The sequence below is a fragment of the Enterococcus saccharolyticus subsp. saccharolyticus genome (assembly GCF_029023825.1).
GTDB classification, from domain to species: Bacteria; Bacillota; Bacilli; order Lactobacillales; family Enterococcaceae; genus Enterococcus_F; species Enterococcus_F saccharolyticus.
The window spans coordinates 2109498-2132025 of the sequence record NZ_CP118957.1; the positions used below are offsets into that span (position 1 = coordinate 2109498).

The following is a 22528-nucleotide window of genomic DNA, read 5'->3' on the forward strand; positions in this document are numbered from 1 at the left end:
ATGTGATTTAACTGGAATGATTGGCCCTCAGCCCCCCGAAACTTTCTTTCATTGTTTCTTTACGTTACAATGTTGCTATCACATTATTTTAAGGAGGAAATTATGTTTCGTTTATTACGTTATGCGAAAAATTATCGGAAACAGATTTTTCTCGGTCCTTTTTTCAAATTTTTAGAAGCAATTTTTGAACTTGTTCTACCATTATTAATGGCGGTGTTAGTTGATGAAGGGATCCAGAAAAATAACTGGTCCAAGGTTCTGGAAATGACGATTTGGATGGTCGTCATGTCAATTGTTGGTTTATTATGTGCAGTCATCTGTCAATACTATGCGTCCTATGCCTCGCAAGGTTTTGGTACGGAATTACGGAATCAATTGATGAAAAAGATTAATCAATTGTCTCATCAAGAATTGAACCGCTTTGGTACCGATACATTAATCACTCGTACCACCAATGACATCAATCAATTACAAGTTGCTTTAGCAATGTTGATTCGTTTAGTGGTACGCGCGCCTTTCTTGAGTATCGGTGCTGTCGTGATGGCCTTTTATATTGATTGGCAAATCGGCTTGATTTTCTTATGTGTTCTCCCCTTATTTTGTTTGGTTTTATTTTTTATCATTAGCAAATCAGTGCCGTTGTATAAAAGTGTGCAACGCCAATTAGACCACGTCAATGAATTGGTTAGTCAAAATTTAAGCGGTGTCCGCGTGATTCGCGCATTTGCACGTCGTCAAACAGAAATCAAACGTTTTGATGACTCCACCGATGAGTTGTCAAAAGTGTATCTGCGTGTTACAAATCTTTCTGCATTATTAACACCCGCAACCACATTGATTTTAAATTTTGGTGTCTTGGCCATTTTTTATATCGGCGGATTTAAAGTAACAGTTGGTCACTTGCAACAAGGTCAAATCTTAGCATTGGTGAATTATATGAACCAAATGCTGTTAGCCTTGATTGTTGTGTCAAATCTAGTGGTCATCTTTACCCGTGCTGCAGCATCAGCCAGTCGGGTAAATGAAGTATTAGAAGTTGATTCATCGATTCAATCAAACACAGGAACGGATGCGTATGAAAATACGGGCAGCGTGACTTTTGAACAGGTCGATTTTCGTTTTGCGCCAGAATTTGGCTTGGCATTAGAAGACATTACTTTCTCCATTCCTAAAAATGCGACAATTGGGATTACAGGTCCCACTGGTAGTGGCAAATCGGCCTTAACTCAATTGATTCCTCGTTTTTATGATGTGGCAGATGGTTCCGTCCAAGTTGCTGGTAAAGATGTGCGCGAATGGGATGTTCACGCATTACGCCAAACCATTGCGATGGTCCCACAAACCGCTGTTTTATTTACTGGTACGATTCGAGACAATTTACGTTGGGGAAAAAATGATGCCACTGATGAAGATTGTTGGGAAGCGTTAGAATTGGCACAATCACGTGATTTTGTCGAAGCTTTACCTGATGGTTTAGATACCCAAATTTTTGAGGGTGGAAAAAATTTCTCAGGTGGACAAAAGCAACGTCTGACCATTGCACGTGCCTTAATTGCTAAACCTGCCATTTTGATTTTGGATGATTCATTAAGTGCCTTGGATTATCAAACGGATTTAAAATTGCGACAAGCCTTAAAAACACTGGAAGGTACCGTAATTATCATTTCACAACGCATTCGTTCCATTCAAGATGCACAACAAATTTTTGTCATGGATGCAGGGAAATTAGTGGCTAAAGGAACTCATGAACAGTTGCTACAGACATCGCAAGAATACCAAGAAATTGTCGAATCACAAGAGGAGGGAATCGAATGAAAACAAAATCTTTTGATTGGAATAGTCTAAAACGATTCTTCCCTTACTTATTACGCTATAGAAAAGAAAATATGACTGCCATGTTACTTGGGATCATTGCTGGTCTCACTTCGGTTTATATGACCTTTTTAATTGGACAAGCGGTCGATCAGTTACTTGGAAAAGATGCGGTTGATTTTAACCAGTTATATAAAATTTTAGGTCTATTTGCCGGTATTGTTGGCGTAACCACAGTTAGTCAATGGTTTATTCAACGCTTAGGAAATCGAGTGGCTTATTTAGCAGCCGCCGATTTACGAAAAGACGCCTATCAAAAATTGAACCAACTTCCCTTGCGTTATTACGATCAGACTTCTCACGGCAATATCGTTAGCCGATTTACGAATGATATGGATAATGTTTCGGTCGCTGTATCAGCGATTTTCAATCAATTATTTTCAGGTGTTTCTGTTGTATTACTCGCTTTATTTATGATGGTTCGTATGAGTGTGGTTTTAACAATTGTCGTTTTATTATCCACACCCATTATTTTCCTAGTAAGCTGGGCTGTAGCTCGTGCATCACAAAATGATTTTCGTCAGCAACAAGAAATTGTCGGACAAGTTTCTGGCTTTATTACAGAAATGGTGGGCAATCAAAAAATTGTCAAAGCCTTCCAACAAGAAGAAAATAATCAACAACGTTTTGAAACAATTAACCAAGAATTATATGTGCGTGGACAAAAAGCACAATTTTCTTCTTCCTTAACCAATCCGTTGTCACGTTTTGTCGATCACTTGGCTTATGTAGCCGTTGGTTTTACCGGTGCCTATTTAATTTTTTCAGGGAGCGAATTGGTTACGATTGGGATTGTTTCGAGTTTTACCATTTACTCCTCACAGTTTTCTAAACCGTTTATTGAAATTTCTGGGATTACGACGCAAATTCAAACAGCTTTAGCTGGGTTAACACGAACATTTGATTTAGTGGATCAAACGCCTGAATCTTCGGATGAAACGGGCAAAGAGTTAACAGCTATTCAAGGTGAGGTTCGTTTTGAAGAAGTTGATTTTGCTTATGATTCTAAGCGACCATTGATTGAGAACTTCACTTTTACTGCTGAACCGGGTGAATCAATTGCCATTGTAGGAAAAACAGGTGCTGGAAAATCGACATTGGTTAATTTATTAATGCGTTTTTACGATGTGGATAGTGGTAAAATCACCATTGACGGTGTGGATATTCGTGAATTAAAACGCGACAATTTACGCCAACAATTTGGTATGGTGTTACAAGATACCTGGTTATTTGATGCTTCTTTACGAGAAAATTTAACTTACGGGAATGCGCAAGCAACCGATGAAGAAATCTATACGGCATTGAAAAAAGCCTACATGTGTGATTACGTCATGCGTTTACCTCAAAAATTAGATACACCAATCGGACAACAAGGAATTAAAATTTCTGATGGGCAGCGACAATTATTAACAATTGCTCGTACAATGATTAGTAATCCAGCTATGTTAATTTTAGATGAGGCTACCAGTTCTGTGGATACCTTAACAGAAAAAAATATTCAATCTGCCTTTCTCGAAATGATGCAAGGACGCACAAGCTTCGTCATTGCTCATCGCCTTTCAACCATTCAATCAGCTGATAAAATTTTAGTGATGGATGCAGGGCATATTATTGAACAAGGAACCCACGAAGAGTTACTTGCGCAAAAAGGCGCATATTATCAATTGCATCATGCACAGTTTGAACAGTAAAAAGCAGCGAGAAAACGCAACGTTTTCTCGCTATTTTTTATGGATATGCTATCCTTTAGAAAAGTATACAAAACAGAGGATTTTTATATGGCACTCACCGAATTAGCAGTATTCTCTCAGTATAAGTTCAAAAAAGAAACACCTAACATTTTACTTTCAATATCATCGCGGTTGATGATCATTCACAAGATCATAGTTTTGATACTTTAGCAGATTATGAAAAATTTTTTCCAAATTTTCTCATTGCGCGCCGAAAGCAAAATTCTGGTGGTGCGTCTGTACCACGTAATAACGGTATTAAATTAGCTACTGGAAAATGGCTATTATTTCTCGATTCGGATGATTACTTAACCGAACACGCTTTAAGTGATGCGATGGCAATTGCTGAATATGGTGACAAGATATGGTTTGTATGCCTTATGCGCGTGATTTAAGTAGTACCCGTGCTATCAGTAAATCCGCCTTTTCTTACCTAACAACCGTAACTAATCTAGCCTTCTCGCAGACTAAACTCTATAATTCTTTAAATGCTGTAGGAAAACTCTTTAAGCGTGAATGAATTGATGAATATCAACTTGATTTTTCTGATTTCATCAAAGTTCGTGAAGACAATTGGTTTATGATGAAAATGTATAGTGTGTCTCCTAAAATTACCATTTTAGGTAATCAAAAAACATACTATAAATTTAAGAAAAATTTTACATAATAAAAGCAGTCCGCAGACTGCTTTTATGCTTTATAAGAAAATCGCTTTTGTTTCAAGATAATCTTCTAGTCCATATAAGCCATTTTCACGACCTAATCCGGATTGTTTATAGCCTCCAAATGGCGCTTTCGCTGTGCGCTTGCCACCATTGACAATCACATTTCCTGTGCGTAATTGGCGTGCTACTTTCTCAGCTTCTTCCGTTGGGCCAACGACAGCACCTGATAAACCATAAACCGAGTCATTCGCAAGTTCAATCGCTTCTTCGACTGTATCATACGTCACTACGGTTAACACTGGACCAAAAATTTCTTCTTGGGCAATCGTCATGTCATTGGTAACATTCACAAAAACAGTTGGTTCGACAAAGTATCCTTTGCCTTCAATTACCTGACCACCTACTAAGATTTCTGCGCCTTCTTCTTGCCCTTTTTGAATATATTCTAATACGGTTTTCCGTTGACTCTCTGATACCATTGGACCCACTCGAGTTGCTTCTTCCGCTGGATCTCCGACTTGGATAGTTGCATAATATTCTTTTAAAAGTTGTTTTGTTTGTTCTAATTCATCGCTAGGAACCAACAAACGTGAAAGCGCCGAACAGGTTTGTCCCTGATTATCTAAAACGGTACTGGCAGCAGCTTCGACAGCAGCCGATAAATCGCCACCTTTTAGATAGACCATTGCTGATTTACCGCCTAATTCCAAAACTAATTTTTTGACGGTCGTTGCGGCATGATGATAGAGGTTTTTTCCGACTTCTGTTGAGCCAGTAAAGGAAATGACTTCGACATCAGGATGTGAAACTAAATAATCTCCTGCATCGCCACCACTCCCCGTAATTAAATTAAAGACACCCTTAGGTAACCCAGCTTCTTCCATAATTTCAGCATATAAAATGGCTGTGAGTGGTGTATTACTAGCTGGTTTAACAACAACCGTGTTACCCGCTAATAACGCCGGCGTAATTTTTCGTTGAATTTGATTGAAGGGATAGTTCCAAGGGGTCACACAAGCAACCACACCATATCCTTCTTTCATAATTTTGGCGTTATCCACGGTTTCTTCAAATGAATAGGTTGCAAATTCAGCAAGTGTGGCTTCCATTTCACGAATCGATAACGGAACTTGCGCGTTTTTTGTAAATTGCTTACTCGCTCCTAATTCCTGAATAATCGTTTCTTGAATAGCTGTTTGGCGACGTTTGATAATGGCCAACACTTTTTCTAAATATTCTGCACGTTCTTTGGGTGCTGTAGTGTTCCATTTTGGAAAAGCTTTTTTCGCAGCTGCAACTGCGTTATCCACATCTTTATGCGTTGCTTGAATCACTTGGGCTATTACTTCTTCGGTTGCAGGATTGACTACATCTGAAAATACTTGAGAATCGGCTGTTTGCCAGTTACCATCATAAAATAGTTGCTCATATTTCTTCATCTTGTCTTCCTCCTTTAATAATGAAGTGCTTATAATTACGGTAACATGTGTATAAGCAGTCGTCAAAAAATACCCCTTTTCCAGAACTATCTGAAAAAGAGGTATCGTTTAAATTAATCCTAACTGTTGTTTCCATGTTAACACGCGACGAACCGATTCATTTAATTGTTCTTCACTGTAGTCCCCATTTTGAACTGCTTGAATCACATACGGAATTTGTTGTTGGTAACTAGAAGACATCACTAAGTCATTGCCTGCTTGTAACGCCTTTAAGCCCGCTTCTTCTTGTGAAATAAAATTAGCTAGACCCGCCATATCCATGTCGTCTGTCATAACCACACCATCAAAATTTAATTGATTGCGTAATACTTCATGAACCTTGGTTGAAATGGACGCTGGCGCATCAGAATCAATGCTGGCAATAATATTGTGTGACACTAAAATACTATCTGCTCCTGCTTTGATACCTGCTTCAAATGGTAAATAATCTGCTTCGACTTCTGCTAACGGACGGTCATCAGTCACAATCTCAACATGTGAATCACGATTATTTCCATACCCTGGGAAATGTTTTAGCGTTGACCCACTTTTAGCTTCTTTTAATGTTGTCACAACTTTTTCAACAAATTCACTGGTACCTTGTGCATCTAAACCAATTGTTCGGTCATAAATAAAGGCATTCGGATCTGTCGCTACATCCGCAATTGGAAACAATCCCGTATTGATTCCTAAATCTGATAAAAGAGCTGCTTTTTGCTTGGTATCTGCTACGATTCCCTCCCAGCCACTCGCAGCATAAATCGCTTGTGGCGAAGCAAAAGGTTGCGCAGCTAAATTAGGATTCTGACTGACACGCGTCACTGTGCCACCTTCTTCATCAGAACCTATTAATAACGGAATCTCACTTGCTTCTTGATAACTGGCAATTTTTTGACGTAAACTTTCTTGGGTTTCACCGTCAGTATCACGACTGAATAAGACATAACCGCCTAGATGATAGGCTTGGACATCTTCTATTTGATTGATTTCAGGTACACGGACGAAAAAGAGTTGTCCAACCTTTTCTTCTAATGACATCTTATCCATTAATTCGTCAAGTGGATCAGCCTCTTTACTTGTCGTACTCGTTGTTGTTTGTGTCGTTTGATTCGTCTCTTTTTTATCCGTTGATTTGGTTTCTTGCTTCGTGAAAAAGAAATAGGTACCAATAATCACCGCAATCAACACTATAACTTCCACTGTAATGACAATTTTTTTCCCCATACATGCTCCTTTCTTACCGATTTAATTCAATGGCAATTGAATACAAAAATCAGCGCCGTGAGGACTAACATCCTTCACAGTAATTGTTCCTTGATGTTCTTCCACAATTTGTTTGGCAATGGCTAAACCTAACCCATATCCTCCTGTTTCTTTCGAACGAGATTTGTCTTCACGGTAAAACCGGTCAAACAAATGTTGTTGGGCTTCCTTAGAAATACTTGGTCCTGTGTTTTGGACATGGACTTCCCACGATTTATTTTTTCTACTCGCACTCACTTGAATGCGATCGCCTTGCTTTGTATACTTTAACGCATTATCCAACAAAATGACAATAACTTGATAGATTTTCTTGCGATCCATCACAACTGACGGAGAATCACTTACAGCCAATGTAAACATTTTTTCTTCCAGTTCAGCCATTTCTTGAAATGGTAACACAAGCTCTGTTAAAAAAGCAGTTGTTTCAACGGTTTCTTTTTCCAACGTTAATTGGTTCGCATCGCTTCTAGCAATGGTTAATAAATCCGCCGTCAATCCTGTTAACCGCCGCGTTTCATTGAGTGCTTGTGCAATGCTTTCGGATTCATCTAAAATCGTGTGATCTGGTTTACGAAAAAGACTTTCTAAACGATTATGAATAATCGTCAACGGTGTTCGTAATTCATGTGATGCATTCTCTACAAATTCTTGTTGTTTTTGCCACGCTTTTAAGATTGGTTTCATGGAAATCGCGGATAACCAGTAACTAATCCCCATCGACAATAACCAAAAAACAATCATACAACCCACAACAATGATTCTAAAATTTTGCAATGAATGTTGAATCTGGTTGACGTTTGATAAAATTTGGACATAGGCGATTTCATTATCACTGTATGCTTTTGTTAATGAATGAAAGATTAACTCATCTTCCTCATCTTGAATCGTGACTGTTTTGATTTCTTCTAAATCATTTGTTTGTAACCGTAAATTCTCCATTTGTGAAAAACGTCCACCAATGGCTTCTTTATTTAAGATTTCACCATCTTTTGACCATAAGATAATCTGCGTGTTAAATCGATTACTAGAAGGGCTCTTTGGTGGTTCTTTATGAAAGTTATTTTCTGGAAACGAATCATCGCGGTATCGCGCGATTTCTTGTTGAATAAATTCTGGGTTATGGTTCATTTCAGTAATTGCTTGATCCGTCTCGCGATACGCTGTTTGACTCAACAATTGTAAAATAATCATGCCCAAAAAGACAAAAATCACCGCAAAGGCACTCACATTCATGAAGAAAAAATTTCTACGTTGCTTGCGAGAGAGCGTTTTGTTCATCCTTCCTCTCCTTTCAACATGTATCCGACATTTCGCAATGTCCGAAAATCTTTTTCAAGGCCTGTTGGACGTAAATGTTTACGCAAATGGCTCATATACACTTCCACAACCGTCACTGTCGTTTCAGAATCAAATCCCCAAATGCGATCAAAAATTTGTTCTTTCGTTAAAATCATGCCTTGATTTTGTAGAAAATAAACCAATAAATCAAACTCACGTCCTTGAATTGGTAAAATTTCTCCTTCATAAACAACTTCTTTACTTGTGAGTTGGCACGTAATCGTTCGGTAGGTCAACGTATGTTCATCAAATAATCCTAACGAACGTTTTAAAAGTGCTTTGATCCGCATGACTAATTCTTCGCGATAAAATGGTTTTGTTAAATAATCATCGGCCCCTTTTTGGAATCCTTCTATTTTATCTTCTAATCCATCTTTGGCTGTCAAAATTAATACAGGCGTTTGATTGCCTTGTTTCCGCAATTTTGCTAACACTTGGTAGCCATTCATTTCTGGCAACATTAAATCTAGAACAATCAAATCATAGACACCAGATTCTGCTTCATATAAGCCCTCATTACCAGTATAAACTTGCGTCACTTCTCCTAACTCCATCACAATTTCTTTAATGGTATCGGAAAGAATGACATCATCTTCAATCAACAAAAATTTAATCATTTTCTTCACCTTCTTTAGAAGTATCATACCATTTTTAACTTAATCAAACCTTAAATTATCGCTTAAGCTAAGTTTAAGGTTCGACTTTTATGATAGCACCAGAAAGCAAACGAAGGAGGAACAACAATGAAGCTCAAAAAAGTCTTTCAACGAAAAGAAACCAAATACTTATTTACCCAACAGCAGTTCGACGCATTTTTTAACGAACTACAACACTATATGACGGTTGATCAATATGGGTTACATACCATCCGTTCCTTATATTACGACACGGATAATAATCATTTCATTCGTCATTCGATGGATAAACCACAATACAAAGAAAAATTTCGGATTCGTAGTTACGGTACACCGACCAATGACAGTCTCGTATTTTTAGAAATCAAAAAGAAAGTCAAAGGAATTGTCTATAAACGCCGCTTGCCACTCACCTACCTCGACTATCAACGGTGGGAACAAACTGGCGTGTTACCAAGCGAACTACAACACACACAAATTGCGCAAGAAATTAATTGGTTGTTTTTAAAGCATACCGATTTAGCACCAAAAGTGTTAATTTCTTATGATCGATTGTCACTCTTTTTAGAAGACGATGATGATTTTCGTGTCACCTTTGACCAAAACATCCGCTATCAAGCCAATCAGGTCGCATTAGCTGCTAGTCGAGGTGAACTGGTTGCCCCCGAATTAGATGTATTAATGGAAGTCAAAGCAATGGGCGCTTATCCATTATGGTTTGTCGAATTATTGACCAAGCATCACGTTCAAAAAGGGAGTTTTTCAAAATACGCTCAAACCTATCAACGTTACTTATTCAAGGAGGAATTATTCTATGTTGTCTAGTCTATTTACAGAAGGTTCAGGAGATATCCATATTCAGCAATTACTCATTTGCATTAGCAGTGCCATTATTTTAGGGTTGTTAGTCGCAGTTATTCATATGTACCGCAATGTCTACACCAAAAATTTCGTTATCACGTTAGCTGTTTTACCCGTCTTGGTGCAATCCGTGATTATGCTGGTCAATGGGAATTTAGGTACTGGAATGGCTGTGCTCGGTGCATTTAGTTTGATTCGCTTCCGTTCGGTTGCTGGAGGTGCTCGTGAAATTACCAGTATCTTCTGGTCGATGGGTATCGGTTTAGCAACCGGAATGGGGTATGTTTCTTACATCGCTGTTTTCTCAATAGTTGTTGCTGTGTTTTTACTTCTCATTTATCGCACAAATTTTGGAAATCAAAAAACAGCCGAGCGCGAATTAAAAATTACGATTCCAGAGGATTTGGATTACCCAGATTTGTTCACCGATATTTTTGATGAATTTGCTTATACGAATCGTTTGGAATCCGTACGTACAACAACGATGGGCAGTCTCTATGAACTACGTTATGTCTTGTTACTTAAAGATCAACAACAAGAAAAAACGTTGATTGACGCCATTCGTGTTCGCAATGGGAATTTGCCAATTGTTTTAGGAAAAGTCGCCACAAATCGCGACGAATTATAGAAAAGGGAGTGGAAATTTATGAAGAAAGTTATTTATCTCTCATTATTAAGTGCCTTATTATTAGGCGCTTGTGCTCACAATGATCAAACAACTGAAAGTACCGAGGTGGCGATTGCCAACGAAGCTGTTCAATTAACCAACACCACTAGTTCTGAAGTCCAAGGAAGTTATGAAGAAGAAGATTTAGTGACAGATGCTACCGATAGCCAAACCATTCAATTATCGGATAAAACCGAAGAAATCGATGGTGTAACTGTGGATAATCAAACCATTACCATCACCAAAGCGGGTACGTATACTTTGACCGGCGAACTGACAAATGGTCAAGTCATTGTCAATGTTGGCAAAGAAGAAAAAGTCCACCTCATTCTAGATGGCGTGACCATTACGAATGAGTCTGGACCCGCTATTTTAACTAAATTAGGCAGAAGTCGCCCATCCTCTATAGGTGGGTGATGAATGCCGTTCGGTATGAGGGTTGCCTTTGGCAACTCGAAAACCGACATATATGGCGGTTTGCCTTTTTATTTCGTCTCATGTTATAATCAGTCTATACAAGAAATGAGCTGATATAACAATGGAATTAGATACAAATAACCATTCAGTGTTTCTTCTTTATTACCACCTTGTTTTAGTTACGAAATATCGTAAACAAGTGATTGATGATGAAATATCTGATTATGCTAAAGGTACTTTTGAAAGAATTTCAAAATCGTATCATATTACTTTAGTTGAGTGGAATCATGATAAAGACCATATTCACATTATGTTCAAAGCGCAACCAAAAACGGAATTGACAAAATTCATTAACGCCTATAAAAGTGCCAGTTCACGTTTGATAAAACGAGACTTTCCAAGGGTCAAACAGTTTCTTTGGAAAGAAATGTTCTGGTCTAAAAGTTTTTGTCTTTTGACAACCGGAGGTGCACCCATCGACGTCATAAAGAAATATATTCAGAATCAAGGGAACAATCATAAATAGAAAGCAGGTGAGCCTTATGAAACGACTGAAAGCATACAAATTTAGATTATATCCAACAGAAGAACAAGAGATTTACTTTGCTAAGTCTTTCGGTTGCGTCCGCAAGGTGTACAACCTAATGCTTGACGATCGGATGAAAACTTATGAAGAGACTAAGAATGATCCCTCTAAAAAAATGAGTTTTCCAACACCTGCGAAATATAAAAAGGATTTTCCGTTTTTGAAAGAAGTGGATAGTCTTGCTCTAGCCAATGCTCAACTCAATTTAGATAAAGCCTACAAGAATTTCTTTCGTGATAAAACCGTTGGATTTCCTCAATTCAAAAGCAAGAAAAATCCTGTTCAAAGTTATACAACCAACAATCAAAACGGAACAATCGCTTTGATAGATAATAAATTGATCAAAATTCCTAAGTTGAAATCTTTAGTTCGAATCAAGCTACACCGTCAACCACAAGGCCTTATCAAATCTGCTACAATATCTCGTCATGCAAGCGGTAAATACTATGTTTCTATCCTTTGTGAAGAAGAAATTATAGAACATCCTAAAACCAATTCTGCGATTGGTATTGACTTGGGTATTACGGACTTTGCCATCCTTTCTGACGGTCAAAAAATTGATAATAATAAATTCACGTCTAAAATGGCAAAGAAGCTCAAACGTGAACAACGTAAGTTGTCAAGGCGCGCCTTGTTAGCTAAAAAGAAGGGAATCAATCTTTTTGAAGCGAAGAATTACCAAAAGCAAAAACGAAAAGTAGCACGTTTGCACGAGAAAGTAATGAATCAACGTACTGATTTTCTGAATAAGTTGAGTACAGAAATTATCAAAAATCACGATATTATCTGTATTGAAGACTTAAACATAAAAGGTATGTTGCGTAATCATAAATTAGCAAAAAGTATTTCTGATGTATCGTGGTCTAAATTTGTGACGAAACTACAATACAAAGCTGACTGGTATGGACGTGAAATTATCAAAATTGATAAATGGTTTCCGTCTAGTCAAATCTGTTCAGAATGCGGACATACAGACGGCAAGAAATCGCTCGACATTCGAGAATGGACTTGTCCTATTTGTCATACGCAACATGACCGAGACATCAACGCTAGTATCAATATTTTGACCGAAGGTCTACGAATACAAGCGTTGGCTTAGGAAGCCTCAAGAACCGTAGGGACTACGGGGATAGCTTGGTAAATAAGAGACACCGCTGTGAGCAAAGAAATACGCTTGCAGGTATGCTCTTTTCCCAAGAAGCTCCCACTTCAAGCGTTAAGAACCGGCAGGTTTAGATAAGTGGTGAGTAGTTCACTTGAACAAGCTGAAAAAGTCATTACTACTCTTGCAAGCAACACCACAAACACCTTAACTGACGGAACCGATTATCAGTTAGAGGCGGATGCTACCGAACCCGATGCTACATTTTTCAGTAAAGAAGACCTCGTCATTAACGGCGATGGTGAATTAGTCATCAATGGCAATTACAATAATGGGATTCGCAGTAAAGACGATTTGATTTTAATCTCTGGTAATTACACCATTAATGCCAAAAATAATGCCTTAAAAGGAAAAGATTCCGTCCAAATTAAAGATGGGCTATATACCTTAACCACCCAAGAAGGTGATGGCATTCAAGCAAATAATACGGAAGATGAAACAAAAGGTTTTGTAACAATTGATGGTGGTAGTTTCTTACTTACCTCTGGGCGTGACGGGATTCAAGCAGAAACCAATGTCACTATCCAACAAGCCGATATTACGATTCAAACCGGTGAAACGACTCTCTCAGAAGACGAAAGTTATAAAGGAATAAAAGCTGGTAAAGCTGTAACTATTCAAAGTGGGACGATCACGATTGATAGCGCTGATGATAGTCTTCACAGTAATGGTGATATTACGATTGCTGATGGTAAGTTAACACTAACTTCCCAAGATGACGGAATTCATGCCGATAATAACCTCACAATTGATGGCGGAAATATTACGATTAAAGGTTCCTACGAAGGCTTAGAAGCCAGTGTGATTACTTTAAATGCTGGTGATATCACTGTCGTTGCTAGTGATGATGGTGTCAACGCAGGTGGTGGTAGTAACACGACAACGGAAACAGGTACATTTGGTGCAGATTCATTTGGTGGCCCTGGCGGAGGTGGTCCTGGTGGTGGCGACCAAGCCGATGAAAGCAAACAAATCATTATCAACGGTGGAACTTTAGCCATTGATGCACAAGGTGATGGGTTAGATAGCAACGGCAATGTTCAAATGACTGGTGGAACCGTCACTGTAAACGGACCGACTGACAATGGCAATGGCGCACTCGATTATAATGGAACATTCAATTTGACTGGTGGAACGTTAGTAAGTGCAGGAAGTAACGGGATGGCGATGAATGTTTCGGACTCATCTACGCAACCTTCATTTGGTATCTATTTTGATAGTACCCAAAAAGCTGACACAGTAATTAGTTTACTCGATAGTTCCGGAAACGTAGTTGTTACGTATCAACCAAGCAAAGATTTCCAACATCTCACACTTTCTTCTGCTGATTTAAAAGTTGGAGAAACCTATACGTTAATTAGCGGATCCGAAGCAAATGGTTCAGAAAAAAATGGCTTATATGATGAAGGAATCGTTAACGGCGTTGAACTAGGTACCCTTACTCTTTCAGATACAATTACAAATGTGACTGAAACCGGGGAAGAAGCAACCACTGGCATGATGGGTGGCGGCCCTGGCGGTATGATGGGTAATCCTGGCGAAATGCCAACTGGAGAAAGACCTCAATAATAAAAAAGGCGGACATCGATTGGATGTCCGCCTTTAGTGGATGTTTGTTTCTATTTTTTATGCAATTACGCAGTAAATTTCAAGTTTTTTGTTAAGCGTTTCATTGGTAAAACACGTCCCACAAAATAAATCATCGCGGATTGAACAGGTAACATAATCACCGATTTAATTAAACGTGGTGCCCAAATGACCCAGCTTGTCAATGGTTGGTTGTACATAATAGCTAACCAAAGTGGGGTTAAAATCAAACCAATAACCACCGTATTTGTTAATGTACATAAAATAGCATTTTTCCAAGTAACTTCTTTATTGTAGAAAAAATACCCATAGATTGCCCCACCGATGAAGGCATTCAACGTAAAGCCAATGAAAAAGGTTGATTTAGCAAATAATGCCATCCCAATTAAATCGGCAATCACGGCACCTATGCCTGTCCAAAAAGGACCAAATAACATGCCCATCACCATTTCTGGAATAAAGGTGAAGGTAATTTTCAGGTACTGTGATTCAAAACCTATAATACGCGACAAGACCACCATTAAAGCGATCAAAAGTCCCATGGTAGTAATCATGTGTGCGTTGACTTTTCTTTTCATTTCTAGCATCTCCTTAACGAGCTGCTACACAAATAACTATGCAGCGAATGCGAAAACAAAACCGCGGATAAACTCCTTCGTCCAAGAGGCAACATCCCATCCTCTCAGCACTTAACGCTTTATTTTCTACTCTGTTTTATTTGTAGATTACTCTACGCCTTGAATATAGCACAGGAATCAAGTTTGAACAATGAAACACGCTTATTTTCTTGTTATTTTTCGTAATTATTCTGAAAACTATTTTTTTAGACTTTTGTTTCTTTCGCTTTTAAGAAAACTGGTACATCAAAAGCTTTACTTAATGATTTCATCACGAAAAAGGCAATGTTGTAATCGACCATACTATGAATGAATCCACCTAATCCAATAAAACCAAATAAGAAAACAAATAAATTCCCATCATAGGTTGCTCCCGCATTGTTACCTACTAAGAAGAAAATTGCGACAACCAGTAATTCGACACTTGCATGAATGAGCCCAATAATAAAATTATAACTTTGAAATTTTTTATTACTTAAAATAATTTCTGGATGTTTTTGTAAATAAGTTGCCCCTATCACCGCAAACACCACATGCGATAACGCACGTAAAGCTATGATAAATGGTGCTGTCATCATAAAACCAAAGGCTGTTCCTAAAGCTACCGCAATAGCAATATTTGGTGAAAAAAACATCGCCACAAACAACGGCACATGACTTGCTAACGTAAACGATGCTGGGCCAATCACGATTTTCGGCATAATCATCGGAATAATAACTCCCATCGCAATTAATAACGCTGCTATCGTTAATTTTCTAACAGAATTAATTTTCATTTTTTCTCCTCCAATGTGTCAAGACACTTAAATCTGAACTCATTCTAACGATAAAAAGAACAGGTGTCAAGACACATATTAAAAAAATAAGCCAGAGAACGCTTACCTGACTCATTTTTTATTTATTATTTTTAATTGTCAAATTAAGTTAGACAATTAAAAAATTAAAAAAAGGGACAATAAAAAAACGAAAACAACAATCTTTCCTTTTTCGTTGTTTTCGTTTCGCTCAATTATTTATTAAGTGAAGGCTTGTTAGCTTCCATCTCATTACTTAGTGCAGCAAATTCTGCTAAAGTTAATGTTTCGCCTCGGCGAGAAGGATCAATTCCAGCGACTGTTAAGCTGTCTTGTAGCCATTTTTTCGTTTCTTCGTCTTTTCCATAATTATTTTGCAAATTGTTCCAAAGCGTTTTACGACGCAATTGGAAGGCTGCTTTTGTTAATTTGAAAAACTCCTTTTCATTTGTTACCTCTACCGCTGGTGTCACACGACGCGTTAATTTCAAAATAGCCGAATCTACATTAGGCTGAGGGACAAAAACTGTTTTAGGAACAATGAAGGCTAATTTTGCTTCCATATAGTATTGAACAGCGATCGATAAAGAGCCATATGCTTTGGTTCCTGGTTTTGCTGAGATACGATCAGCAACTTCTTTTTGCATCATAACAACCATTTCAGCGACTGGTAAATCTGACTCCAAAAAGTGCATCATAATCGGCGTTGTAATATAGTACGGTAAGTTGGCTACTACTTTAATCGGCAATTCATCTTCAAAGACTTCATGGGTAACACGTAGTAGATCCGCTGCTAAGACATCCTGATGCACTACTTGGACATTGGGATACTCTTGTAACGTATCTGCTAAGACGGGAATTAGTCGATCATCAATTTCAAAGGCTAAGACTTGGCGTGCATTTTTGGCTAAATGTTCCGTTAATGCACCAATTCCAGGCCCTACTTCTATGACATTCGTTTGATCCGTAATTTCAGCGGTTTCAACAATTTTTCGTAAAATATTTGGTTCGGTTAAAAAGTTTTGTCCAAGGCTTTTCTTAAATGTAAACCCATGTTTGGCAAGAATCTCTTTTGTTCTTGATGGGACAGCAATTTCTCTTTTTTCGTTCACAAGGTTTCCTCCACTTTTTTCATTGCTTCTGCTAGTTCTTCTTCAGTAATCCGAAACATCGTTAAACGTTTCGCCAACTGTTTGCCATTGGTATAACCAATGCGTAATTCATCCCCTAATTTTTCACGACGTTCTTTGGCTTTCGCCCCTGCAATTAAGCCATAATCTAATAAAAGCTGACGAGAAATTCCTTCTTCTTGACTATTTGCAGGTGTGACAACTTTTCGTAAAGCCTCTAAAATTGCTTCATTACTGGCGTGCTCTACACCTAAACTTGAACCTTTTCGCTTTCCTTGCGCTTGGTTTCGTGGTAAAAAAGCATGTTTGGCATCAGGAACAACTTCCATAATTGTCTTACGAATTTTTTCGCCTGAAAAATCAGGATCTGTAAAAATAATAACGCCACGTGTTTCTTGCGCACGGGCAATTTGTTCTAAAATAGCCTCATTAATCGCTGAACCGATTGTTTCAATCGTGTCTGCGTTCACTACTTCTTGAATACGGCGTGTGTCGTCTTTGCCTTCAACGACAATAATTTCTTCAATCGCTAATTTATTCATTTTTCAATCCGAAACAAACGATGCGCGTTGATAGTCGTTTGTCGTGCTACTTCCTCAAAAGTTACTTCACGTAATTCTGCAATTTTTTCAACAACATAGCGTGTATATCCAGGTTCATTCCGTTTTCCACGATAAGGAACAGGCGCTAAATAAGGTGCATCCGTTTCAACTAACAGACGGTCAAAAGGAACAATTTTTGCGGCGGCTTGGACTTCCAAAGCTTTCTTAAAGGTAACAACGCCACTAAAAGAAATATGCATCCCTAAATCAAGGAATTTTTTCGCCCATTCATCATCGCCACTAAAACTATGCATAATCCCACCAATATCGCGAATATCTGCCTCTTTTAAAATTCGATACGTATCTTCAATCGCATCCCGAGTATGAATACTAATCGGTAGCTGATGTTCTTTCGCAATCGCAATTTGACGACGAAAGACTTTTTCTTGTACGTCTTTTGGATCTTCCATCCAATAGTAATCTAACCCAATTTCACCTAATGCAACGACTTTTCGCTGCGATAAACGTGCTTGTAAAAATTCTTCTGCTTCTTTGGTGTAACTGCCGGCTTCAGTGGGATGCCAACCGATAATACTATAAATATCTGGATATGTTTGACTGAGTTGGAGTGATTTTTCAATCGTTGGATAATCAAAACCAACCACTGCCATTTCAGTCACGCCCAGTTCATTTGCACGTGCAATTGTTTCAGGAATATCTTCATTAAATTGCGCGGCATTTAAATGTGTATGTGAATCAAAAATCATCTATCTTCCTCCTAATTCTCTCGTATACAATAGCACATTTTTGCCAAATCTGAAACGAGTATCTCTTAAGACCTAGAGAAACATCCGTCTAAAGGTCGATACGTTTTGTTCCATTCTTTCCTATAATATAGTAGAAAAAGGAAAAGGAGGGATTTTGATGGAACGTTTACGTTCGCAATATCGTTATTATTCAAGACAAAAAGATAAAAGTTTGTCCTTTCAAAAAGATTTTCCGCAATTGGCACAACAAATCCGTCAAAAACAACGTATTTCTGATAAAAATCAAGTCAATACCTTGACCCATTGGCTGTTATTAGTCGGTTTCGGGGTATTAACGCTCGCTAGTTTCCCTCAACAACTGCTTATTCTTCTAACTTTGGTTGGAGTCACAGCACTTGTTAAAGGTCCAGGGATGTTACTTTTTGGTCTATTGTATTCATTTTTAGTCAGTTTATTCCCGCCATTAGGGATTTTTCTATCGGCATTGTTCTTTTTACTTAGTTTGTATCAATTAACACGGAACTGGCGTTTTGGATTAGCTGCATCATTCTTTTATTTATACCCTATGATGATTGTTGCCTTTCGTCAATTTGCCTATTTCGATCACACTGGCTGGTTAGTGGCATTTAGTGCTTTTGGTCTCATCGCATTACACTTCTTATTCCGCAGTGTTTATGTGAGTCAGCCATCTAGTAAGGCATTGGCATGGTCGTTAATCAGTTTACCTTATGACTGCCTAGTCTTTTTACTTCCTTCGAGAAAAGGCAAAAAATCACGTGTCAAGCGGAGAAAATAATGTTATTTTACATCTGTCTGTCGATGCTATTTTAGGATTCGGCAGACTTTTTTATGCAAAAATTTTCTCTTTTGTTCGATTGCTTTTTTGTGTATAATCTACTATTCTATATACATACGTTTCATTAAAAATGGCAAAGGAGACCCAGTATATGTACATACTTTATGGGATACTTACTGCAATTGCTCTTCTTCTTTTTTATATGGTCTTCGTTGAGCCTCGCCGATTGAAGAAAAAGCATTACTTTATCCGCAAAAACAAAATGCAAGTCCTTGATATTTCCAACGCTTATGATTTATATGAAGAAAATACCAATATGATCATCGCCCATATCAGTGACACTCACTTCTCACGTTTGTATAAACCGTATCGCTTAAATAGCGTGATTCGCTCAGTTATGCAAACTTCTCCCGATTTAATCATTTTTACAGGAGATTTAATTGATAACTACAAAAAATGGCCCAGCCGTGACACGAAACGTTTAATTGAAAAGTTAAAAAAAATGTCTGCACCAATGGGGAAAATCGCTATTTTAGGCAATCACGATTATTCTGGTGATGGGCAATACTTTGTTAGTGAAGTGTTGAAAGAATCTGGATTTACGTTGTTGAAAAATGAAGAAATTTTTGGCGCGAACAAACATATTTCTATTAATATTGCTGGTGTTGACGACAGTTTAAAGGGTTCACCAAAATTTGATTTTGAATCCACACTGGCACAATGGCATCTTTTATTAATTCATGAACCCGATAGTGTCCAACAAATTGAGAACTTACAAAATTACGATTTAATTTTAGCCGGTCATAGTCATGGTGGCCAAATCCGATTACCTTTTGTTCGTTACAAACATCCTGGGGCAACGGTATATAAACGTGGATTATATCTATTCGCCAATAAGACATTGTTATCTATTAATAACGGTTTAGGAATGAGTATAGTCCCTATGCGCTTAGGTGTACCACCTGAAATCATCTATTATCATCTTGCAAAAGACGAAAAAATCGCATCGAAAGATTAATTTCGATGCGATTTTTTTATTTTGCTAAACCTTCATAAATTTTATCCAAATTCCATTTCATCATCGCATAATAACTATCCCCTTCATTGCCTGGTTCTGCAACAGAATCGGTAAAGATTTCTGAATAAATTGGAATGCCTGAATCTTTGGCAACACTTTGCATTGGTTTTGGATTGACACTACTTTCAATGAAAAGCGATTGGACATTGGATGCTTTCAAACGGTCTACTAATAAACGGATTTGATCAGGAGTTCCTTCTTCTTCCGTATTAATTTCCCAAATGTACGCAGAAGGAACATTGTAGGCTTTCGAGAAGTATTTAAAACAGCCTTCGCTTGTCACAATTAATTTGCGGTCTTCCGGAATCGACGCAAATTTGGCTTTTGCTTCTTCATCTAGCTTTGTTAATAGTTCCAAATATTTCGTTAGATTCTCTTGATAGATGCTCGCGTTTTCAGGATCTTTTTCACTCAAATGTTTGGCAATATTTTGAGCGTAAATCATCCCATTTTCTAAGTTTAACCACGCATGGGGATCTTCTTTCCCTGCGGCTTCATCTTCAAGGTACAAGACTTCTACGCCATCACTAACAGCAAAATAGTCTTCATTAACAGTTTTCTTTGCATTATTCATCAATTTGGTAAACCATGCATTGCCGCCAGTTTCTAAGTTCAACCCATTATAGAATAGGACATCGGCATCTGTTGATTTTTGGACATCTTCTGGCAAGGGCTCATATTCATGTGGGTCTTTTCCGACGGGAACAATACTGTGTAAGTTAATATGGTCACCCGCAATTTGTTCAGTAATATCTTTCAAAATAGAATTGGTTACCACAACATTCAATTTGTCCTCAGTTTCTTCCGTAGCATGTAAACTACTGTATAAAGCAATCCCACCACCTAATAGAGCAACTACACCAGCAGCGAAAAGCCAGTTTTTCTTCCCATTTTTTGCTCGTTGTTTTGGTGACAATAAAAATCCTAGCACAAACAACGTAGCTGCTGTTAACACAATACTTGAACCAGCCGCAATATTAAAGCTATAGCCAATAAACAAACCAATCACGGATGAAAGTCCACCTAAAAAGCTAGATAATAACAACATGTGACTCAAGCGTTTGGTAAATAAATAGGCCGTTGCAGCAGGTGTCACCAACATTGCAACTACTAAGATTGTACCGACACTTTGCATTGCAGTCACCGAAACTAAGGTTAATAACATCATCAACAAGTAGTGGTATACTTCCACTTTCATTCCAAATGCTTTGGCCATCATTGGATCAAATGAAGTAATTAGCAATGGACGGAAAAATAGCGCAATCAGTAATAAGACCAGTAAAGTTATTCCTAAAGTAATCCACTTATCAATATCTTGTACAGCTAAGACATTCCCAAATAAAATATGGAATAAATCGGTTGAACTGTTCGCCACACCGATTAAAATAACCCCCAGTGCTAAAAAGGAACTAAAAGTAATCCCAATCGCTGTATCGCTTTTGATAACACTATTTTGCGAAATGTACGTAATCAATACCGACGCCAATAGGCCAAAAATAATCGCTCCGATAAAGAAATTAACACCAAAAATATACGATAAAGCAACACCCGGTAGTACCGCATGAGAAATGGCATCGCCCATCAATGACATCCCGCGTAAGATAATAAAACAACCAATCGCTCCCGCAACAACACCAATCGCAACTGATGTAATTAAAGCATTTTGTAAAAAGTGATAATTTACTAACCCATCAATAAAATTACTAATCATTTAAACGACCTCCTTTGATAAAAATGGAATCGCCAAACGCCGCAATTAAGTTTTTCTCCGTAAACGTTTCTTTGATTGGACCATGCGCAATTAGTTGCTTGTTTAAAATGACCAATTCATCAAAATAATCTTCAACTTTGCTTAAATCATGATGCACAATAAAAATTGTTTTGCCTTGTGCTTTAAAGTTTTGTAGTAAATCCATGATAATTCCTTCACTCGTGGCATCAATTCCGACAAATGGTTCATCAAGAAAAATGTAAGAGGCATCTTGTACTAATGTACGCGCAATTAACACACGTTGGAACTGTCCTCCTGATAATTCACCGATTTGGCGCTCTTTGAATTCACTCATTTTGACTAAGTCCAATGCTGCATCGACTTTTTGCCAATCTGTTTTGGAAAAACGTTGGAAAATCGTTTTTTGTGGATACAAACCTAATGACACACACTCACGAACAGTAATTGGAAATGTGTAATCAATTGCTGTTTTTTGTTCGACATAGGCAATTTTCTTCTGGACCGATTTTAAGGGTTGTCCCTCAATTGTCGTCTCTCCGGTATTTGAAATTAAATGTAATGCCGCTTTGATAAACGTTGATTTACCTGCACCGTTTGGACCAATAATCCCTACGATTGCTGGTTTTTCAACAGTAAATGATACATGATCAACTGCTTGATGAACGCCATCATAGCTGGCAGAAATTTGTTGAAACTTCAGCATATTGCTTCCTCCTTTATTGGTTATATCTGCTAACCCTATTTATATTTTTAGGCTAACCTAAAAATCTGTTAAACGAATTATATAACTAACAAATCAAAAATGCAATAA

Annotated in this window: 22 protein-coding genes and 1 riboswitch; of the genes, 11 read left to right on the forward strand and 11 right to left on the reverse strand. The window is 37.9% G+C overall.

Annotated features, from left to right (window positions below; genetic code table 11):
• Positions 1–102: 102 nt before the first annotated feature.
• From PYW32_RS10800 to PYW32_RS13400, 3 genes are all read left to right on the forward strand, one after another.
• Positions 103–1815, forward strand: a complete 1713-nt coding sequence (locus PYW32_RS10800; RefSeq protein ID WP_016174281.1) for an ABC transporter ATP-binding protein — start codon at positions 103–105, stop codon at positions 1813–1815.
• The gene (locus tag PYW32_RS10805; RefSeq protein ID WP_016174280.1) at positions 1812–3563 is read left to right on the forward strand and encodes an ABC transporter ATP-binding protein; all 1752 of its coding nucleotides are present in this window, start codon (positions 1812–1814) and stop codon (positions 3561–3563) included. The genes PYW32_RS10800 and PYW32_RS10805 overlap by 4 nt, the downstream gene beginning before the upstream one ends.
• A 164-nt stretch (positions 3564–3727) precedes the next feature.
• Positions 3728–3997, forward strand: a complete 270-nt coding sequence (locus tag PYW32_RS13400) for a glycosyltransferase family A protein (RefSeq protein WP_420828464.1) — start codon at positions 3728–3730, stop codon at positions 3995–3997.
• 302 nt (positions 3998–4299) lie between these two features.
• On the opposite strand, the gene PYW32_RS10810 is transcribed toward PYW32_RS13400, so the two are convergent.
• The 4 genes from PYW32_RS10810 to PYW32_RS10825 form a co-directional block, all read right to left on the reverse strand.
• Positions 4300–5706 carry an aldehyde dehydrogenase family protein gene (locus tag PYW32_RS10810; RefSeq protein ID WP_016174279.1) on the reverse strand — a complete coding sequence of 469 codons (1407 nt, stop codon included), beginning with the start codon at positions 5704–5706 and terminating at the stop codon, positions 4300–4302.
• Between the two features lie 108 nt (positions 5707–5814).
• Positions 5815–6969 (reverse strand): glycoside hydrolase family 3 N-terminal domain-containing protein, encoded by a 1155-nt coding sequence (locus PYW32_RS10815; RefSeq protein WP_016174278.1) that lies wholly within the window; start codon positions 6967–6969, stop codon positions 5815–5817.
• A gap of 21 nt (positions 6970–6990) precedes the next feature.
• A complete protein-coding gene (locus PYW32_RS10820; protein ID WP_016174277.1) occupies positions 6991–8286 on the reverse strand; it encodes a sensor histidine kinase in 1296 nt (431 codons plus the stop codon).
• Positions 8283–8963, reverse strand: coding sequence for a response regulator transcription factor (locus tag PYW32_RS10825; RefSeq protein WP_016174276.1), 681 nt, complete (start codon positions 8961–8963; stop codon positions 8283–8285). The genes PYW32_RS10820 and PYW32_RS10825 overlap by 4 nt, the downstream gene beginning before the upstream one ends.
• 126 nt (positions 8964–9089) lie before the next feature.
• Here PYW32_RS10825 and PYW32_RS10830 point away from each other — a divergent pair, with 126 nt between their 5' ends.
• From PYW32_RS10830 to PYW32_RS10855, 6 genes are all read left to right on the forward strand, one after another.
• Complete coding sequence (locus PYW32_RS10830; RefSeq protein WP_016174275.1) at positions 9090–9806, forward strand: polyphosphate polymerase domain-containing protein; 717 nt, start codon at positions 9090–9092, stop codon at positions 9804–9806.
• A complete protein-coding gene (locus PYW32_RS10835) occupies positions 9796–10470 on the forward strand; it encodes a DUF4956 domain-containing protein (protein ID WP_016174274.1) in 675 nt (224 codons plus the stop codon). Before PYW32_RS10830 ends, PYW32_RS10835 begins: the two co-directional genes overlap by 11 nt.
• Positions 10471–10488: 18 nt before the next feature.
• Complete coding sequence (locus PYW32_RS10840; protein ID WP_016174273.1) at positions 10489–10926, forward strand: carbohydrate-binding domain-containing protein; 438 nt, start codon at positions 10489–10491, stop codon at positions 10924–10926.
• Between the two features lie 121 nt (positions 10927–11047).
• Positions 11048–11452 carry an IS200/IS605 family transposase gene (gene tnpA, locus PYW32_RS10845; RefSeq protein WP_016174272.1) on the forward strand — a complete coding sequence of 135 codons (405 nt, stop codon included), beginning with the start codon at positions 11048–11050 and terminating at the stop codon, positions 11450–11452.
• Between the two features lie 16 nt (positions 11453–11468).
• Complete coding sequence (tnpB, locus tag PYW32_RS10850; RefSeq protein ID WP_016174271.1) at positions 11469–12611, forward strand: IS200/IS605 family element RNA-guided endonuclease TnpB; 1143 nt, start codon at positions 11469–11471, stop codon at positions 12609–12611.
• Positions 12612–12752: 141 nt separating this feature from the next.
• Positions 12753–14243: a carbohydrate-binding domain-containing protein gene (locus PYW32_RS10855; protein WP_016174270.1), complete on the forward strand. Its 1491-nt coding sequence runs from the start codon at positions 12753–12755 to the stop codon at positions 14241–14243.
• Positions 14244–14308: 65 nt separating this feature from the next.
• Here PYW32_RS10855 and PYW32_RS10860 read toward each other — a convergent pair whose 3' ends face one another.
• From PYW32_RS10860 to PYW32_RS10880, 5 genes are all read right to left on the reverse strand, one after another.
• Positions 14309–14848: a folate family ECF transporter S component gene (locus PYW32_RS10860; RefSeq protein WP_211210772.1), complete on the reverse strand. Its 540-nt coding sequence runs from the start codon at positions 14846–14848 to the stop codon at positions 14309–14311.
• A 30-nt stretch (positions 14849–14878) separates the two neighbouring features.
• Positions 14879–14975, reverse strand: a riboswitch (THF riboswitch).
• A gap of 109 nt (positions 14976–15084) precedes the next feature.
• On the reverse strand, positions 15085–15654 hold the full coding sequence (locus PYW32_RS10865) for a hypothetical protein (RefSeq protein WP_016174268.1): 570 nt from the start codon (positions 15652–15654) through the stop codon (positions 15085–15087).
• Between the two features lie 233 nt (positions 15655–15887).
• On the reverse strand, positions 15888–16784 hold the full coding sequence (rsmA, locus tag PYW32_RS10870; protein ID WP_016174267.1) for a 16S rRNA (adenine(1518)-N(6)/adenine(1519)-N(6))-dimethyltransferase RsmA: 897 nt from the start codon (positions 16782–16784) through the stop codon (positions 15888–15890).
• Positions 16781–17344 (reverse strand): ribonuclease M5, encoded by a 564-nt coding sequence (rnmV, locus tag PYW32_RS10875; RefSeq protein ID WP_016174266.1) that lies wholly within the window; start codon positions 17342–17344, stop codon positions 16781–16783. Before rnmV ends, rsmA begins: the two co-directional genes overlap by 4 nt.
• Entirely contained in the window at positions 17341–18111 is a 771-nt protein-coding gene (locus PYW32_RS10880; RefSeq protein ID WP_016174265.1) for a TatD family hydrolase, read from the reverse strand. Before PYW32_RS10880 ends, rnmV begins: the two co-directional genes overlap by 4 nt.
• A 157-nt stretch (positions 18112–18268) precedes the next feature.
• Here PYW32_RS10880 and PYW32_RS10885 point away from each other — a divergent pair, with 157 nt between their 5' ends.
• Complete coding sequence (locus PYW32_RS10885) at positions 18269–18907, forward strand: hypothetical protein (RefSeq protein WP_016174264.1); 639 nt, start codon at positions 18269–18271, stop codon at positions 18905–18907.
• 151 nt (positions 18908–19058) lie between these two features.
• Positions 19059–19925: a metallophosphoesterase gene (locus tag PYW32_RS10890; RefSeq protein ID WP_016174263.1), complete on the forward strand. Its 867-nt coding sequence runs from the start codon at positions 19059–19061 to the stop codon at positions 19923–19925.
• Between the two features lie 16 nt (positions 19926–19941).
• On the opposite strand, the gene PYW32_RS10895 is transcribed toward PYW32_RS10890, so the two are convergent.
• The gene (locus PYW32_RS10895) at positions 19942–21696 is read right to left on the reverse strand and encodes a metal ABC transporter substrate-binding lipoprotein (protein WP_016174262.1); all 1755 of its coding nucleotides are present in this window, start codon (positions 21694–21696) and stop codon (positions 19942–19944) included.
• Complete coding sequence (locus tag PYW32_RS10900; RefSeq protein ID WP_016174261.1) at positions 21689–22420, reverse strand: metal ABC transporter ATP-binding protein; 732 nt, start codon at positions 22418–22420, stop codon at positions 21689–21691. Before PYW32_RS10900 ends, PYW32_RS10895 begins: the two co-directional genes overlap by 8 nt.
• Positions 22421–22528: the final 108 nt, after the last annotated feature.

What these genes read in the sequence shown, in the direction of transcription:
- PYW32_RS10800 (WP_016174281.1), top strand. Translation starts at nt 103, where the DNA reads ATGTTTCGTTTATTACGTTATGCGAAAAATTATCGGAAACAGATTTTT.
- PYW32_RS10805 (WP_016174280.1), top strand. Translation starts at nt 1,812, where the DNA reads ATGAAAACAAAATCTTTTGATTGGAATAGTCTAAAACGATTCTTCCCT.
- PYW32_RS10810 (WP_016174279.1), bottom strand. Translation starts at nt 5,706, where the DNA reads ATGAAGAAATATGAGCAACTATTTTATGATGGTAACTGGCAAACAGCC.
- PYW32_RS10815 (WP_016174278.1), bottom strand. Translation starts at nt 6,969, where the DNA reads ATGGGGAAAAAAATTGTCATTACAGTGGAAGTTATAGTGTTGATTGCG.
- PYW32_RS10820 (WP_016174277.1), bottom strand. Translation starts at nt 8,286, where the DNA reads ATGAACAAAACGCTCTCTCGCAAGCAACGTAGAAATTTTTTCTTCATG.
- PYW32_RS10825 (WP_016174276.1), bottom strand. Translation starts at nt 8,963, where the DNA reads ATGATTAAATTTTTGTTGATTGAAGATGATGTCATTCTTTCCGATACC.
- PYW32_RS10830 (WP_016174275.1), top strand. Translation starts at nt 9,090, where the DNA reads ATGAAGCTCAAAAAAGTCTTTCAACGAAAAGAAACCAAATACTTATTT.
- PYW32_RS10835 (WP_016174274.1), top strand. Translation starts at nt 9,796, where the DNA reads ATGTTGTCTAGTCTATTTACAGAAGGTTCAGGAGATATCCATATTCAG.
- PYW32_RS10840 (WP_016174273.1), top strand. Translation starts at nt 10,489, where the DNA reads ATGAAGAAAGTTATTTATCTCTCATTATTAAGTGCCTTATTATTAGGC.
- tnpA (WP_016174272.1), top strand. Translation starts at nt 11,048, where the DNA reads ATGGAATTAGATACAAATAACCATTCAGTGTTTCTTCTTTATTACCAC.
- tnpB (WP_016174271.1), top strand. Translation starts at nt 11,469, where the DNA reads ATGAAACGACTGAAAGCATACAAATTTAGATTATATCCAACAGAAGAA.
- PYW32_RS10860 (WP_211210772.1), bottom strand. Translation starts at nt 14,848, where the DNA reads ATGCTAGAAATGAAAAGAAAAGTCAACGCACACATGATTACTACCATG.
- PYW32_RS10865 (WP_016174268.1), bottom strand. Translation starts at nt 15,654, where the DNA reads ATGAAAATTAATTCTGTTAGAAAATTAACGATAGCAGCGTTATTAATT.
- rnmV (WP_016174266.1), bottom strand. Translation starts at nt 17,344, where the DNA reads ATGAATAAATTAGCGATTGAAGAAATTATTGTCGTTGAAGGCAAAGAC.
- PYW32_RS10880 (WP_016174265.1), bottom strand. Translation starts at nt 18,111, where the DNA reads ATGATTTTTGATTCACATACACATTTAAATGCCGCGCAATTTAATGAA.
- PYW32_RS10885 (WP_016174264.1), top strand. Translation starts at nt 18,269, where the DNA reads ATGGAACGTTTACGTTCGCAATATCGTTATTATTCAAGACAAAAAGAT.
- PYW32_RS10890 (WP_016174263.1), top strand. Translation starts at nt 19,059, where the DNA reads ATGTACATACTTTATGGGATACTTACTGCAATTGCTCTTCTTCTTTTT.
- PYW32_RS10895 (WP_016174262.1), bottom strand. Translation starts at nt 21,696, where the DNA reads ATGATTAGTAATTTTATTGATGGGTTAGTAAATTATCACTTTTTACAA.
- PYW32_RS10900 (WP_016174261.1), bottom strand. Translation starts at nt 22,420, where the DNA reads ATGCTGAAGTTTCAACAAATTTCTGCCAGCTATGATGGCGTTCATCAA.